Below are 14,043 nucleotides of genomic sequence, written 5' to 3' on the forward strand. Positions count from 1 at the left end.
GGATCAGTCGATCACCGTGACTTTGGTCATGCGATCCGGCTCACCAATCACCGAGCCGTTCTGGCCTGTACCGCGCTTGATATCATCCAGCACATCCAGACCTTCGATGACACGGCCAACGACAGTGTATTGCCCGTTCAGGAAATACCCCGCATCGAACATGATGAAGAACTGGCTGTTGGCGCTGTCAGGCGATTGCGAGCGCGCCATACCGACAACGCCGCGATCAAACGGAATGTCGGAAAACTCAGCCGCCAGATCGCCGCCGTCCGAACCACCCCGCCCGGCCATGCGCATGTCACCGCCCATTTTGCCAAATTCCACATCTCCGGTCTGCGCCATGAAACCGTCAATCACACGGTGAAATACCACATCATCATAGGCCCCTTCCGCCGCCAGAGATGTGATCCGTTCTACGTGACCAGGAGCCACATCTTCCAGCAGATCGATCACAATGGTGCCATTGGCCCCTTCGCCCGCAACCTCTATCGCGATACCGGATGCGGCCGCAGGACCAGCCAGGATTGCCAGAACGCATGCCAGCTTACGCATCGGCAGCCACCTTGACGCTGATCATCCGGTCAGGTGCCGCAGGCGGCTCGCCCCGGGTGATGGCATCCACATGCTCCATACCGCTGATCACCCGGCCATAGACCGTGTACTGGCGGTTCAGGAAATGGTTGTCGGAAAAGTTGATGAAGAACTGGCTGTTGGCACTATCGGGATTGGCCGAGCGCGCCGCACCCAGCGTGCCGCGATCATGGGGAATGCCCGAGAACTCGGCCGGCAGATCAGGCAGGTCCGACCCACCGGTTCCCGCCATGCGCAGGTTGAAGCCGCTTTCCATGTTGCCGTTCTGCACATCACCGGTCTGCGCCATGAAACCGTCGATCACGCGGTGGAAGGCGACGTTGTCATACTGTCCCGCGCGCGCAAGCTCCTTCATGCGCTCGGCATGTTTCGGAGCGATATCGGGCAATAGCTCGATCACGACGGTACCGCCGGTCAGTTCCATCAGGATGGTGTTTTCGGGATCTTTGATTTCGGCCATCGGGCTCTCCTTGAGGTTTGTTGAGACGATAGGTAAAACCCGCGCGCCAGAATGCCAAGCTATGCATTGACCTGCAGGACGATTCATCCGACATGACAGGCAAGAAAAGTCGCTAAAGTGAGGGGAAGAGCGGATGGATTGGAAAACGCTGGACGATATGGAAATGTCAGGCAAGCGCGTTCTGGTGCGTGTCGACCTCAATGTGCCTACCGAAAACGGCCAGGTGAGCGACGACACCCGAATCCAGCGCCTGCTGCCCACGATCAGCGACATCCTGCATGCCGGCGGCACGCCGATCCTGCTGTCCCATTTCGGCCGCCCCAAGGGTACGCACAGGGCCGATCTGTCGCTGCGCATGCTGATCCCCGCGCTTGAGGCCGCGTTCCATGCCCCTGTCGTGTTTTGCGCGGACTGCCGCGGCCCCGCAGCCCTTGCAACGGTCGAGTCGGTGGCACCAGGCAGCGTCGTGCTTCTTGAAAACACCCGTTTTTATCCCGGCGAAGAGAAAAACGACCCCGAACTTGCCCGGGACTTCGCAGCACTGGGCGATATCTTCTGCAATGATGCGTTTTCCTGCGCGCACCGTGCCCATGCCTCGACAACGGGTGTTGCGCGGTTGCTGCCCTCCTGCGCGGGGCGCCTGATGCAGGCCGAACTGATCGCGCTCGAGGCCGCCCTGGGCAATCCTCAGCGCCCGCTGGTGGCGGTTGTGGGCGGCGCAAAGGTCTCGACCAAGCTTGATCTGCTCTCCAATCTCGTCGCCCAGGTCGATTACCTGGTGATCGGCGGTGGCATGGCCAATACCTTCCTTGCCGCTCAGGGCATTCCCGTCGGCACCTCGCTGGCCGAACATGACATGACCGACACCGCCTCGGATATCCTGGCCAAAGCCGCCAAGACCGGCTGCGAGATCGTGCTGCCCAGCGATATCGTGGTGGCGCGCGCGTTAAAGGCAAATGCCGAAAGCCACACCGTTCCCGTGACCGAGTGCCCGGCCGATGCCATGATCCTGGATGCCGGACCCGAAAGTGTCGCGCGTATCGGCATGATCATGGAAGACGCCCACACCCTGATCTGGAACGGCCCCCTTGGCGCCTTCGAAATCGAACCCTTCGGCGCGGCCACCTTCGCGGCAGCGCGCAAGGCGGCCGCCATGACCAAAGCAGGCCGTCTTGTCACGGTCGCCGGAGGCGGTGATACGGTCGCGGCACTCAACATGGCCGGTGCTGCCCATGATTTCACCTATATCTCGACAGCGGGCGGTGCCTTCCTTGAATGGATGGAAGGCAAGACCCTGCCCGGAGTGGCCGCCCTGCGCGGATAACGCCGCCCGGTCTCCCCGGTGCCATCCCATTGGCGATACCAAGGCGGCGGACATTCGAGATCGCCCTGGGCCAAAAAGCCAAAGCGGCGCTAATTTAAGGGATTCACAGGGCTTTTTCACTGTGCAATACTGTAGCGAGCGATCCGCTAAAGAGGTCGCAGCGGAAGGCAGATTGCAGTGACACGTTCAAACCGACCCGGTTTTGGGGCTCTGATCTTTTACTCGGCCTCCTTTGCGCTGAGCATCTATTTCACCTTTGCCGCCGTGCAGGGTGATTTCGGCCTGTTCCGCCGCGTCGAGATCGACGCTGAAATCCGCGATGTCACCCATGATCTCGAGCTTCTGAATGCCGAAGTGGCCCGGATGGAAAACCTGACGCTGCGCCTGTCCGACACCTATCTGGATGTCGATCTTCTGGACGAACAGGCCCGCACGGTTCTGGGGCTTTTGCGTGCCGACGAACTTGTCATTCGCTGAGCCGCGCCCGTTGGCAGGTGTCAGGATTTCGGGTATCTGAAACCAGAAAGATGAGGCAACCTGCGCCAGAATCCAGGTTTGCGCGCCATGCATGGCAGCATCCCTTTCCCCGCGTCATCTTATCCCTCGCATCCGTGGATCAAATCCATTATGAGATAGTTTAACGCTAAACTATCTCGCCAGAGAGGGAGCTCCGAGCGATGGCCGCGCGCAAAACAACCAAGAAACCCAATGTCTCAGCCGAAGAGCTGAAAACCTATTACCGAGACATGCTCTTGATCCGGCGCTTTGAAGAAAAGGCGGGCCAGCTCTATGGCATGGGTCTGATCGGGGGGTTCTGCCACCTCTATATCGGCCAGGAAGCTGTCGTCGTCGGGCTCGAGGCGGCCGCACAGGAGGGCGACAAACGCATCACCTCCTATCGCGATCATGGTCACATGCTGGCCTGCGGGATGGATCCGAATGGTGTGATGGCCGAACTGACGGGCCGCGAGGGCGGCTATTCGCGCGGCAAGGGCGGCTCCATGCACATGTTCTCGAAGGAAAAGCACTTTTATGGCGGCCACGGCATCGTGGGGGCGCAGGTGCCTCTGGGCGCGGGTCTGGCCTTTGCTGACAAATATCTTGAGAACGGACGCGTGACATTCGCCTATTTCGGCGATGGGGCGGCCAATCAGGGCCAGATCTATGAGACCTTCAACATGGCCGCCCTATGGGATCTGCCGGTGATTTTCGTGATCGAGAACAACCAGTATGCCATGGGGACGGCCCAGAAACGCTCGACCTCGACCCCCGAACTTTATACCCGTGGTGCCGCTTTCGGCATTCCGGGCGAGGCCGTCGACGGCATGGATGTTCTGGCGGTCAAGGAGGCCAGCGAAAAGGCCACCGCGCACTGCCGCTCGGGCAAGGGTCCCTATATCCTTGAAGTCAAAACCTATCGCTATCGCGGTCACTCGATGTCGGACCCGGCCAAGTATCGTACCCGCGAAGAAGTTCAGAGAATGCGTGAAGAGCGCGATCCCATCGAACAGGTCCGCGCCCTGCTGCTCACCGGCGATCACGCCACGGAAGACGATCTCAAGGCGATCGACAAGGAGATCAAGGACATCGTCAATGCATCTGCCGAGTTTGCCAAGAACAGCCCCGAGCCCGCGCTTGAAGAGCTCTGGACAGACATTTACGCCGACGCGGCCGAATAAGAGGACGACAGACAATGGCAACCGAAATTCTGATGCCCGCCCTCAGCCCCACCATGGAAGAGGGCACTCTTGCCAAATGGCTCGTCAAGGAAGGCGATACCGTCAGTTCCGGCGATATCCTGGCCGAGATCGAAACCGACAAGGCCACGATGGAGTTCGAAGCCGTCGATGAAGGGATCATCGGCAAGATCCTGATCGCTGAAGGGACAGAGGGTGTGAAGGTCAATGCGCCCATCGCCATCCTGATCGAGGATGGGGAAACGATGAGCGACACGCCCGCCAAGGCCCCTGCCCCTGCTGCCGCTGCACCGGCGGCTGCCGCACCAGCCACCGACAGCGCACCCGCTGCCCCCGGCGTGGATCTGACGCCGGACTGGCCCGAAGGCACGCCGATGAAGCAACAAACCGTGCGCGAAGCATTGCGCGACGCCATGGCCGAAGAGATGCGTCGCGACGCGACGGTCTATCTGATGGGCGAAGAGGTGGGAGAGTATCAGGGTGCCTACAAGATCTCCCAGGGTCTGCTGGATGAGTTCGGTGGCAAACGGGTCATCGACACGCCCATCACAGAACATGGCTTTGCCGGCATCGCGGTGGGTTCGGCCTTTGGCGGTCTGCGTCCCATTGTCGAGTTCATGACCTTCAACTTTGCGATGCAGGCCATTGACCAGATCATCAACTCTGCCGCCAAGACGCTCTATATGTCGGGCGGTCAGATGGGCGCGCCCATGGTGTTTCGCGGACCAAACGGGGCCGCTGCACGGGTCGGAGCCCAGCACAGCCAGGATTACGCCGCCTGGTACTCGCAGATCCCCGGCCTCAAGGTGGTCATGCCCTATTCTGCTTCAGATGCCAAAGGCCTGCTGAAGACAGCCATCCGCGACCCCAACCCGGTGATCTTTCTTGAGAATGAAATCCTCTATGGTCGCTCCTTTGATGTGCCGGATACGGAGGATTACACCGTTCCCTTCGGCAAGGCCCGCATCTGGCGCGAAGGGACGGATGTCACCCTCGTGAGCTTTGGAATCGGCATGACCTATGCGCTGGAAGCCGCGGACCTCCTTGCCGCCGAGGGTATCTCGGCCGAAGTTCTGGATCTGCGCACATTGCGCCCGATGGATACCGGCGCGATCATCAGGTCGGTGATGAAGACCAACCGTTGTGTCACCATCGAGGAAGGCTGGCCGCAAAGCTCGGTCGGCAATTACATCAGCTCTGTGATCATGCAGCAGGCGTTCGACTACCTCGACGCGCCGGTCATCAACCTGACGGGCAAGGACGTGCCCATGCCCTATGCGGCGAATCTGGAAAAACTGGCGCTGGTCACCACCGACCAAGTCGTCGCTGCCGTCAAACAGGTCACCTACAGGTAAGGAGCGGATCATGCCTACAGAAATTCTCATGCCCGCGCTCTCTCCCACGATGGAGGAAGGCACCCTTGCGAAATGGCTGGTCAAGGAAGGCGACAGGGTCTCTTCCGGCGACTTGCTGGCCGAGATCGAAACCGACAAGGCGACGATGGAGTTCGAAGCGGTCGATGAAGGGATCATCGGCAAGCTGCTGGTGGCAGAAGGCACGGAAGGCGTGAAGGTGAACAGCCCGATCGCCGTGCTTCTGGAAGACGGAGAAACGGCAGGCGATGTTGCCAGCCCCGCCCCGGCCGCCGCTACACCTGCCCAGGCCCCTGCAGCCGCGCCGGCTGCAACGGCCGCTGCCGCACCTCCCGCTCCGCCGGCACCTCGCAAGGACGGCACCCGCCTTTTTGCCACGCCACTGGCACGCCGCATTGCCACCGACAAGGGTCTCGATCTCAGCCAGATCACCGGCTCCGGCCCGCATGGCCGCATCGTCAAGGCCGACGTGGAAACCTCCACGGCTACCGCACCCAAAGCCACCACGGTGCCAAGCCCCGCCGCAGCCCCGGCATCAGCCGCGGTCACCAAGTCGATGCCAACCGGGCCAAGCACCGAACAGGTGCTGAAAATCTACGAGGGGCGCGACTTTGTGGAAGTCCCGCTTGATGGCATGCGCAAAACCGTGGCCGCACGCCTGACCGAAGCCAAGCAGACCATACCTCATTTCTATCTGCGTCGGGATATCCAACTGGATGCCCTGCTCAAGTTCCGCGGTGAACTCAATACGCAGCTTGCGGCGCGTGGCATCAAACTCAGCGTGAATGACTTCATCATCAAGGCCTGCGCCCTGGCCCTGCAACAGGTTCCGGACGCCAATGCCGTCTGGGCCGGAGATCGCATGCTGCGCCTCAGCCCTTCTGACGTGGCCGTGGCCGTCGCCATAGATGGCGGTCTCTTCACGCCGGTGCTCAAGGACGCCGAAGTCAAATCCCTCTCGGCCTTGTCAGCGGAAATGAAAGACCTCGCCACCCGTGCCCGCGCGCGCAAACTGGCACCACATGAATACCAGGGCGGCAGTTTCGCGATTTCCAACCTCGGCATGTTCGGCATCGACAATTTCGACGCCGTCATCAACCCACCCCATGGCGCGATCCTAGCGGTGGGAGCAGGCGTCAAGAAACCCGTCGTCGGCAAGGATGGTCAACTGACCGTGGCCACCGTGATGTCGGTCACGCTCTCGGTGGATCACCGGGTGATCGACGGCGAGCTTGGCGCACAACTGCTCGACGCCATCGTTCAGAACCTGGAAAACCCCATCGCCATGCTCGCCTGACCCTACCCCGTCTTCTTGCTGAAAATACGGCGGGGTTTGGGGCAGAGCCCCAAGCTGGCCCGCAGGGCCAACAAAAAAACCGGGCAAGCGCCCGGTTTTTTCATGCCAGAAGAACGCCTGTCAGCCGCCTTTGACCAGCATGTGATTCATCGATATCGCCGGTTGATCGCAGCCCGCCTCACCCACGATCTTGGCCGGTATACCTGCAACCGTCTTGCAAGGGGGCACATCTTCCAGAACCACCGATCCCGCAGCAATCCGCGAGCATCGACCAACCCGGATATTGCCCAGCACCTTGGCTCCGGCACCGATCAGGACACCGTCCTCGATTTTCGGGTGACGATCCTCTTCTTCCTTACCGGTGCCGCCCAAGGTCACCGAATGCAACATCGACACATTGTCTCCGACAACCGCTGTCTCACCAATCACGATGGAATGGGCATGGTCGATCATGATGCCCTTTCCGATGCGGGCGGCAGGGTGAATATCGACACCGAAAATCTCTGAAATCCGCATCTGAAAGAAATAGGCCAGGTCGTATTTGCCCTTCTGCCACAGCCAATGACCGATCCGATAGGCCTGCATCGCCTGATAGCCCTTGAAGTAGAGGATCGGTTGCAACAACCGATGGCAGGCCGGATCACGCTCATAGACAGCCACCAGATCGGCGCGCGCGGCATCCACCAGTTCGGGAGATTCCGCATAGGCCTCATCGGCGATTTCGCGCAGGATCACCATCGACATCTCGTTCGAGGCCAGCTTGGCAGCAACCCGGTAACTCAGTGCCTTTTCGATGGATTTATGATGCAGGATACAGGCATGCACCAAACCGCCCATCAGCGGCTCATGCGCCACGGCGTCCCGCGCTTCCACGGTAATGCGATCCCACACCGGATCCACAGAAGTAAGGTGTTTTTGCGTTTGAGCCATTGCGCCGATCCTTTTCATCGTCTCAGCATACTCATTTAAGCCAATTCTGACCAAACGCAACTGCGTGACCGGGACGATAGGTCTCGGCACCGCTTGAGAACGCATCGAAACATGCGCACAGGTGTTCAGTGCTGCCTTTGGCGGATCGCGGTTTCTTGCAGACAGTCCAGAACCAGCCGCAGCGCGGCGCAATACTGGGCATCTTCAAATCCCGGCTCGCCCGCCATATCCCGTCGGCGCGCCACCTCCATCAGCGATCCCGAACCCCAAAGCGGATGGGCCTGCCCGGTTTCTCGGCGATGCGCCTCGGCACACTGAGCCTCGCGGATCATGCGCAGGCACTGCGCCGCGCGCGCCTCTGGCTGCAGACACATCAGGGCCCGCGCAAGGGCCGCAACATCACCGTAATGTATCCGGCGCATCACGCCGCCTCGCTCAGCCGCGCAAATCCCCCCGGCCCAAAGCGCGCCGAGATCTGCGCAACCTCGAAACGCACCGAACCAGGCGCTCCATCCGCCACCCGCATCGCCGCATCGTATCGCCACGAAGATGCAGTTACCTCGACTTCCCGCAGCAATGTGGCTTGCGCGAACACCCGCACCAGATAGGCCTCGCGCTCTTCGCCCAGCGGGACCTCCGAACCCTCCCAGCTGTCGCCATCAATCCGCGTCCGCCGGGTCCAGCTCAGATCCACGGCACCCGTCCCATCAATCCTCGCGCGCAGATGTACCGGCGCATAGGGCTTGAGCCCGATCCCGTCAAAAGCCTCGATCCGCGCGACATATGAAGGATCATCAAAGGGCCGCAGGGTCGGCCCGATCCGGTAATGGCGCGCAATGCGTCGCTGCGCGCCATTGAGTGCGATCTGCTCGGGCGCGCCATCCAGCAAGACAAACCATGACCCCTCGGGCCAAACGTCAGGCATCAGCGCATCACTGCCCAACTGCCCGCGCAAACGCCCTCTCAACCAATAGCGATCCGACCCGATCAGCTGTGCCTCGCGAAACTGGATCACTTCCCAGTTCCCCGCACTGCCATCCCCGATCACCGCCAGATTTGCCCCGTTCAGCACCGACGCTGCGGGTCGGCTTTCCAGGCCACCGGACAAAAGCTCGACCTCAAGCGCTACGCCTTCATCCCAAAGCCCCGGTGCCGCCGCCGGCAAGGGCGAGCGTGTCACGCCGATCACGGCGCGCTGAGCCAGGATCTGCTCCAGTCGATAATCCTCATCCCGGTCCGATCCGAACAGCGCCACGCTTCCCGGCCAAGGCTCCCCCGTCACCGCCAGATGGGGCGCATGGGGCACCTCGTCGCCAGTGATCAGCGGCAGATCCAGAAACAACGGCTGAACCGGCACGGGTGGTGCGAAGGCGCGCGCACCTGCCAGCCCATCCGCATAATATCCCGGATCATAAATCCCCGGCTCGACCCGAACCGCCTCGATCAACTGCCCAGAACTCTGCTCCACCCGGTCGATGCGATACAGCTCCAAACTCTCGCCCGCCGCACCGGGCATCGACACGATATCGCCCGCGCCCAGCGCAAGATGCGACGGCGGAAGCGCAAAGCGTGCCGTATCACGCGCCACGCGCGTCTCACCAAGCCAGCGCTCAACGATCTGGCGCGCCTCGGCGCGGGTCAGGGACAATGCTGTCTCGCTGGCGGCCACGGCATGGGTGGCTTCATCTGGCAACACGGCCTCTTCAGCCTGCACCGCATGATCCCCCTCCGCCTCGACAAAGCGCAGCCGCACACGGCCCGCCAGTTCCGCATCTGTCTCGCGCATCCGCTCTACGCTGCCCGACACATCCCCGGCCACCGCCATCGCGCCGGGATCAATCAAAGTGGCTCCCAACCCGTCGCGCATGACAAATATGAGCATGCCATCCCGCTCGATCGCATCAAACCCATAAGCCAGCATCAAAGGTTGCAAGGCACTGCGCGCATCACTCACCTGATCTTCGGTGTAGCCGCGCACCATCCCGCGCAAACCGCTCACATCATAGGCGCGCAGGCCCACGCGCTCACAGATCTCTCCTACAACCGAAGCCAGGCTGCGCGAGGAACATCGCCCATTGATCCAATGCCCGCGCAGATAATTCAGCCCGTCACTCCATTGCGCCAGTTTGTTGGGGAAAAACGGAAACGGCCGGGTGTCCCAGGCCCAGACGTAAGCATTCGACATATCCAGCATCCGCCCTTCATAAAGGTCAGCCTGCGGGTTGTTGACCGGATCATTCCAGTATTCGAACATCGCCCGCAGATACTGGGCCTGAATGAAGTCGTCGCGCTGCCCATTGGAAAACCGCGGCAGGGAACTTTCCGAGGATTTCGGATCAAGAAACTTGTTGGGCTGGTTCGTGCCCTTGTCAACCGCACCGCATCCCAGCTCGGTGAACCAGATCGGCTTGCTGCGTGGCTCCCAGCCAGTCGGCACCTCGCTGCGCTGCCCCCCCACCCGCTCGAAATGCGCGTTTTCCCACCAGTTGCGCAAATCCTTATAGCGATAGATCCACGGCTCACCCTCACCATCCGTGATCGGGGTGCGGATCTGGGCTCTGCGCGCCTCAGGCGAGTGGTAGAACCAGTCATAGCCCTCGCCGCCCTGAACATTGGCCTTGAGGTAATCGAGATTGTAGATCGACCCCCATGCCTGCGCATCCAGATGATCGCTGCCCTCCCGCCAATCCGACAGCGGCATGTAATTGTCGATACCGACAAAATCTATGTTCTCATCCCCCCAAAGCGGGTCGAGATGGAAATACCGGTCTGCTGACCCATCCTGCGGTTGATAGCCAAAATACTCGGACCAATCCGCCGCATAGCCAATCAGAGTATCGGGCAACAGCGCGCGCACCTCTGCGGCCAGATCACGAAACTGCGCCACGGCGGCAAACACATTCCCTGCCCCCCGGATCCATGTCAGCCCACGCATCTCGGTACCGATGGCGAAACTGTCGATTCCACCAGCTGAAGCACATAGGGCGGCATAATGCAGGATGAAGCGACGCATGCCCCAATCACCCGGATCCCCGACATAGTGCACCACGCCATTGCCCACGACAAAATCCGCCGAGCGCGCACTCCCGAAAAACGCCGCGACCTCATCATCCGCAACCGAGGTGCCGTCCGGAGAGCCGGGCCGCCACGGTGCCGCGCTCAGGGTGATCCGCCCGCGCCACGGCAGAACCGGCTGGTTGTCTGCATCGCTATAGGGATCAGGCAGGCCATTATCCGCCGTCTGATCCATCAGAATGAACGGATAGAACAACACCTTCTGGCCCGCATCGCGCATATGCCGGATCGCCTGCACCACAGACGCATCCGCAGGCGTGCCCCCGTAAATCGGTCGCCCGTCCTCTTCCTCCAGAAGATCGGCATTGGCCCGCGTCAGCCCCGACACCGACCAGGGCATGTCCACGCCCTCTTCGTGGATCGTTTCAACCTTGGGCACCAGCGAACAGGACCCACAGCGCAGATCGTCGCCAAACCAGCACACCACCAGCGAGGTCGCCCCGCAGTTTGGCAACTCGGTCCTTAAGGCATCAAACGATGTCTCGAAATCCGTCAGTCCCGAGGGGCTGTTGAGGTTCGCCGCCCAGCGCCGTCCGGGCCCGTCCGAATAATAGACCGGCGTGGTGGCCAGCGCATATTCCCCGGTCCCCGGCACAAGCGCCACGACCTCCACCCCATAGGGCATCGAACCCGGTGCTGCCTCTTTGCCCAGCTGCTCGGGCCGCGTTACCTCGAACGAGAACTGCGGCACCCGGTTGCCGAACCGTTCCAGGGCGATCCCCTCCATCACCACATAGGCCGTTCCGCGATAGGCAGGCACCTGACCCGCCCCTTCAACAGCCTCCATGACAGGATCAGGCAGCTGATCCATACGACCGGTATAGACGGTCATGTTCAGATCCTTGGGCGTGATCTCTTCGCCATCCGCCCAGACCCGGCCCACGCTGGTGACCTCTCCTTCGCACAGCGCCACCGCAAGGCTCACCGTATAGCTGTAGCGCGTCACTGAAGGGCGCGATCCGCCCTTGCCGCCGCCGCTGGTCACCGCCGTCTCGGCAAAATCCGACGCCCATATGACCTGCCCGCCGATGCGCACCCGCCCAAAGCCGCGCGCAATCGCGCCACCCTCGCTGGCCCCGCTCAGTCGGAACCGGTCCACACGGCCCACTGCCACCGGGTCAGACCCCAGACCCAGCAGTTTCTGATCAATCAACTTGCCAAAGGTCGCCCCGACCGCGCGCCCGATCGCGACCGAAGACAGGCCCAGCGCCGTCCCCCCGATCGAGCCGCCAATCGCAGCACCCGCCGCCGACAGAAGTATCGTCGCCATTATGGACCCTCCTCGGGAAATGCGAACCGCGCCACGATGCGCCGCCGCCAGGGCGCGCTCAGCGGGCTTTCGACTACGCCGCGCCCGCTATAGGCGTGGATGAATGCAGGCCGCGGGCTCAGGCCCGACACAATGCCCAGATGCTTGGCCACGGATCCGCTGCGCATTCGAAACAGGATCACATCGCCCAAGGCGTCCTGATCCAGATCCCGCACCACCAGATGCCGCGTGGCGGCCTGCCAGAGGCGCTCCTCACGGGCAGGCTCGGACCAATCCATCGAATAGGGCGGAACGGCTTCGGGCTCGGCCCCGTAAAGCGCGCGCCACACACCGCGCACCAACCCCAGGCAATCCGTCCCCGCGCCGCACAAGGCCGCCTGATGCCGATAGGGCGTGCCCAGCCAGCGGCGCGCCTCGCTCACGATGCTCTCACCACTCATCTCCGGCTCCCCCCGGTATTGGGATTGCCGGATCGTGGATAGGCGATCATCCAGTCCTCTCCGGGAATATCCGGAAAGCCCTGATAGTTCAGCAGATTGTCAAACTTCAGCCGACAGGTCTCGGCGCGCTTGTCACAGCCGGCCTCAAGGCGCACCATATCTCCCGCGGCCACTGCCGCACGCAGCGGCGTCCACAGGGTGACCTGCCGCCCTGCATCGGCCTGGCGATCCAGCTTGATCGCGCCCCACAGACCCTTGGCTGTCCCGCTCAGCACGCTCAAGCGCCCCCCGGCGAACCAACCCGGACCAAAACCCTCCAGCCCCTCCCAAAGAAATTGCCCCGGATCGACAATCCGCTCGACAGCCAGTTCGACCCCATAGCCCGGCTGTGTCGGATTAAACCCGCAAGCGCGATCACCCAACACCGCTGTACAGGGCTTTTGATAGATCCGACCCAAGGGCGTATTCAGCGCCTCGGTCAGCCCGCGCAACTCGGCCTGAAACGCCCCACCTGCGCGCTTCAACTCTCCGATCGAGCCGCGAAACTGCAACCATCTCTGCTCGGGGGCCGCCCAGTTCACCAACCAGGCCCGCACCTCGGCTCCGTCAAAGCGTCCTGCCTCGATATCGGCCTCGTTCAGCGCGGCATCACTCAGCACGCCAAGCGCCTCGGTATTGTCCACCGACAAGCCCGTGGATTGCTGAAGCGCATAGGCCGTCAGCCCGGTCTCGGCCTTGAATGTCAAACCCTCGAACGTCAGCGCCAGGTCGTGATCGGTAAAGCCGAACTCAACCCCATCCCGGCGCGAGATCGCCCAGCATCGGCACAGCGTTGTCTCGCCGCTCTCCAGATGCGCCCTCAGCGCGTCAGACAGGCCCATCACACGCGCACCTCGACCACAGGCACATTGGGCACATCCCCGGCCTGAAAACTTGCGACGCTGGTATGAATGCGATCCGTGTCAAAGCGCACCGGCACGTCAAACTCGAAACCGGCCGTCACTGCCATGTCCTGATCGGGCGGACGCTGAAACAGGATCACCCCCGTCGTTTCATCCACCTCGTAATCCACGCCATCGCGCATCTCGTCCTGCTCGACGCCCACACGGACGGTTCCCACCACAGGCTTCGTGATCGGACGCGCATAGCTGTAGTCACCCGAGCGATAGGTCTTGAGCAAGGCAAACGCCGTCTGCACCCCATCCCCCAGAGCGATCACCTGATCCTGATAGGTGATCTCTGCCTTGGCGCGGCTCGATTTGAAATCCGACCAATCCTTCCAGCGAAACGCATGCATCTGCCCGCGCCTGGCCTCGAAAAACGCGATCAGCGTTTCGATATCGTCCAGGGACCGCATCCCCAGACCGGCATCATAGCGCCTGCGCGAATGCGACCAGGGCGTGTTGCGCTCTTCGAACCCATTGGCCAGCGTCACCACATCGGTGCGCCGCTCGGGGCCACCAAGCGAGCCAAAGCTCAACGAGGCCGGAAACCGGACTTCATGGAAATTCATCGCCCACTCCTGTGATTAACGGTTGCGGTTGCCACGCCCCAGGGCGCGGCCCATCTGCGCCGCGATCTGCCCC

At 61.8% G+C, this 14,043-nt stretch carries 13 protein-coding genes; 5 read left to right on the plus strand and 8 right to left on the minus strand.

Annotated features, from left to right (window positions below; all coding sequences use genetic code 11):
- Positions 1-3: 3 nt before the first annotated feature.
- Together WAO69_RS15560 and WAO69_RS15565 are read right to left on the minus strand one after the other, a co-directional pair.
- A complete protein-coding gene (locus WAO69_RS15560; protein ID WP_422180779.1) occupies positions 4-552 on the minus strand; it encodes a peptidylprolyl isomerase in 549 nt (182 codons plus the stop codon).
- On the minus strand, positions 545-1,051 hold the full coding sequence (locus WAO69_RS15565; protein ID WP_422180781.1) for a peptidylprolyl isomerase: 507 nt from the start codon (positions 1,049-1,051) through the stop codon (positions 545-547). The genes WAO69_RS15560 and WAO69_RS15565 overlap by 8 nt, the downstream gene beginning before the upstream one ends.
- Before the next feature lie 133 nt (positions 1,052-1,184).
- Here WAO69_RS15565 and WAO69_RS15570 point away from each other — a divergent pair, with 133 nt between their 5' ends.
- The 5 genes from WAO69_RS15570 to WAO69_RS15590 all read left to right on the plus strand — a co-directional run bounded on the left by WAO69_RS15570 (position 1,185) and on the right by WAO69_RS15590 (position 6,742).
- Positions 1,185-2,375, plus strand: a complete 1,191-nt coding sequence (locus tag WAO69_RS15570; RefSeq protein ID WP_422180783.1) for a phosphoglycerate kinase — start codon at positions 1,185-1,187, stop codon at positions 2,373-2,375.
- A gap of 177 nt (positions 2,376-2,552) precedes the next feature.
- Positions 2,553-2,852 (plus strand): FtsB family cell division protein, encoded by a 300-nt coding sequence (locus WAO69_RS15575; protein WP_422180785.1) that lies wholly within the window; start codon positions 2,553-2,555, stop codon positions 2,850-2,852.
- 200 nt (positions 2,853-3,052) lie between these two features.
- Positions 3,053-4,054, plus strand: coding sequence for a pyruvate dehydrogenase (acetyl-transferring) E1 component subunit alpha (gene pdhA / locus WAO69_RS15580; protein WP_422180787.1), 1,002 nt, complete (start codon positions 3,053-3,055; stop codon positions 4,052-4,054).
- Positions 4,055-4,068: 14 nt separating this feature from the next.
- Positions 4,069-5,427: a pyruvate dehydrogenase complex E1 component subunit beta gene (locus tag WAO69_RS15585; RefSeq protein WP_422180789.1), complete on the plus strand. Its 1,359-nt coding sequence runs from the start codon at positions 4,069-4,071 to the stop codon at positions 5,425-5,427.
- A gap of 10 nt (positions 5,428-5,437) precedes the next feature.
- Positions 5,438-6,742 (plus strand): pyruvate dehydrogenase complex dihydrolipoamide acetyltransferase, encoded by a 1,305-nt coding sequence (locus WAO69_RS15590; RefSeq protein ID WP_422180791.1) that lies wholly within the window; start codon positions 5,438-5,440, stop codon positions 6,740-6,742.
- A 120-nt stretch (positions 6,743-6,862) separates the two neighbouring features.
- Here WAO69_RS15590 and cysE read toward each other — a convergent pair whose 3' ends face one another.
- The 6 genes from cysE to WAO69_RS15620 form a co-directional block, all read right to left on the minus strand.
- Positions 6,863-7,672, minus strand: coding sequence for a serine O-acetyltransferase (cysE, locus tag WAO69_RS15595; RefSeq protein WP_422180793.1), 810 nt, complete (start codon positions 7,670-7,672; stop codon positions 6,863-6,865).
- A 125-nt stretch (positions 7,673-7,797) separates the two neighbouring features.
- Positions 7,798-8,094 carry a hypothetical protein gene (locus WAO69_RS15600; RefSeq protein ID WP_422180795.1) on the minus strand — a complete coding sequence of 99 codons (297 nt, stop codon included), beginning with the start codon at positions 8,092-8,094 and terminating at the stop codon, positions 7,798-7,800.
- Positions 8,094-12,017, minus strand: coding sequence for a baseplate multidomain protein megatron (locus WAO69_RS15605; RefSeq protein ID WP_422180797.1), 3,924 nt, complete (start codon positions 12,015-12,017; stop codon positions 8,094-8,096). The genes WAO69_RS15600 and WAO69_RS15605 overlap by 1 nt, the downstream gene beginning before the upstream one ends.
- Positions 12,017-12,457 (minus strand): peptidase, encoded by a 441-nt coding sequence (locus tag WAO69_RS15610; protein ID WP_422180799.1) that lies wholly within the window; start codon positions 12,455-12,457, stop codon positions 12,017-12,019. The genes WAO69_RS15605 and WAO69_RS15610 overlap by 1 nt, the downstream gene beginning before the upstream one ends.
- Entirely contained in the window at positions 12,454-13,338 is an 885-nt protein-coding gene (locus WAO69_RS15615; protein ID WP_422180801.1) for a DUF2163 domain-containing protein, read from the minus strand. The genes WAO69_RS15610 and WAO69_RS15615 overlap by 4 nt, the downstream gene beginning before the upstream one ends.
- Complete coding sequence (locus tag WAO69_RS15620) at positions 13,338-13,970, minus strand: phage distal tail protein, Rcc01695 family (protein ID WP_422180803.1); 633 nt, start codon at positions 13,968-13,970, stop codon at positions 13,338-13,340. Before WAO69_RS15620 ends, WAO69_RS15615 begins: the two co-directional genes overlap by 1 nt.
- Positions 13,971-14,043 lie beyond the last annotated feature (73 nt).

This window comes from Aestuariivita sp. (genome assembly GCF_049276915.1).
In the GTDB taxonomy this organism is placed as follows: domain Bacteria; phylum Pseudomonadota; class Alphaproteobacteria; order Rhodobacterales; family Rhodobacteraceae; genus Aestuariivita.

Bases quoted from the DNA above. Each gene is read 5' to 3' on its own strand.
- WAO69_RS15560 (WP_422180779.1), bottom strand. From the start codon at position 552: ATGCGTAAGCTGGCATGCGTTCTGGCAATCCTGGCTGGTCCTGCGGCC.
- WAO69_RS15565 (WP_422180781.1), bottom strand. From the start codon at position 1,051: ATGGCCGAAATCAAAGATCCCGAAAACACCATCCTGATGGAACTGACC.
- WAO69_RS15570 (WP_422180783.1), top strand. From the start codon at position 1,185: ATGGATTGGAAAACGCTGGACGATATGGAAATGTCAGGCAAGCGCGTT.
- pdhA (WP_422180787.1), top strand. From the start codon at position 3,053: ATGGCCGCGCGCAAAACAACCAAGAAACCCAATGTCTCAGCCGAAGAG.
- WAO69_RS15585 (WP_422180789.1), top strand. From the start codon at position 4,069: ATGGCAACCGAAATTCTGATGCCCGCCCTCAGCCCCACCATGGAAGAG.
- WAO69_RS15590 (WP_422180791.1), top strand. From the start codon at position 5,438: ATGCCTACAGAAATTCTCATGCCCGCGCTCTCTCCCACGATGGAGGAA.
- cysE (WP_422180793.1), bottom strand. From the start codon at position 7,672: ATGGCTCAAACGCAAAAACACCTTACTTCTGTGGATCCGGTGTGGGAT.
- WAO69_RS15600 (WP_422180795.1), bottom strand. From the start codon at position 8,094: ATGCGCCGGATACATTACGGTGATGTTGCGGCCCTTGCGCGGGCCCTG.
- WAO69_RS15605 (WP_422180797.1), bottom strand. From the start codon at position 12,017: ATGGCGACGATACTTCTGTCGGCGGCGGGTGCTGCGATTGGCGGCTCG.
- WAO69_RS15610 (WP_422180799.1), bottom strand. From the start codon at position 12,457: ATGAGTGGTGAGAGCATCGTGAGCGAGGCGCGCCGCTGGCTGGGCACG.
- WAO69_RS15615 (WP_422180801.1), bottom strand. From the start codon at position 13,338: ATGGGCCTGTCTGACGCGCTGAGGGCGCATCTGGAGAGCGGCGAGACA.
- WAO69_RS15620 (WP_422180803.1), bottom strand. From the start codon at position 13,970: ATGAATTTCCATGAAGTCCGGTTTCCGGCCTCGTTGAGCTTTGGCTCG.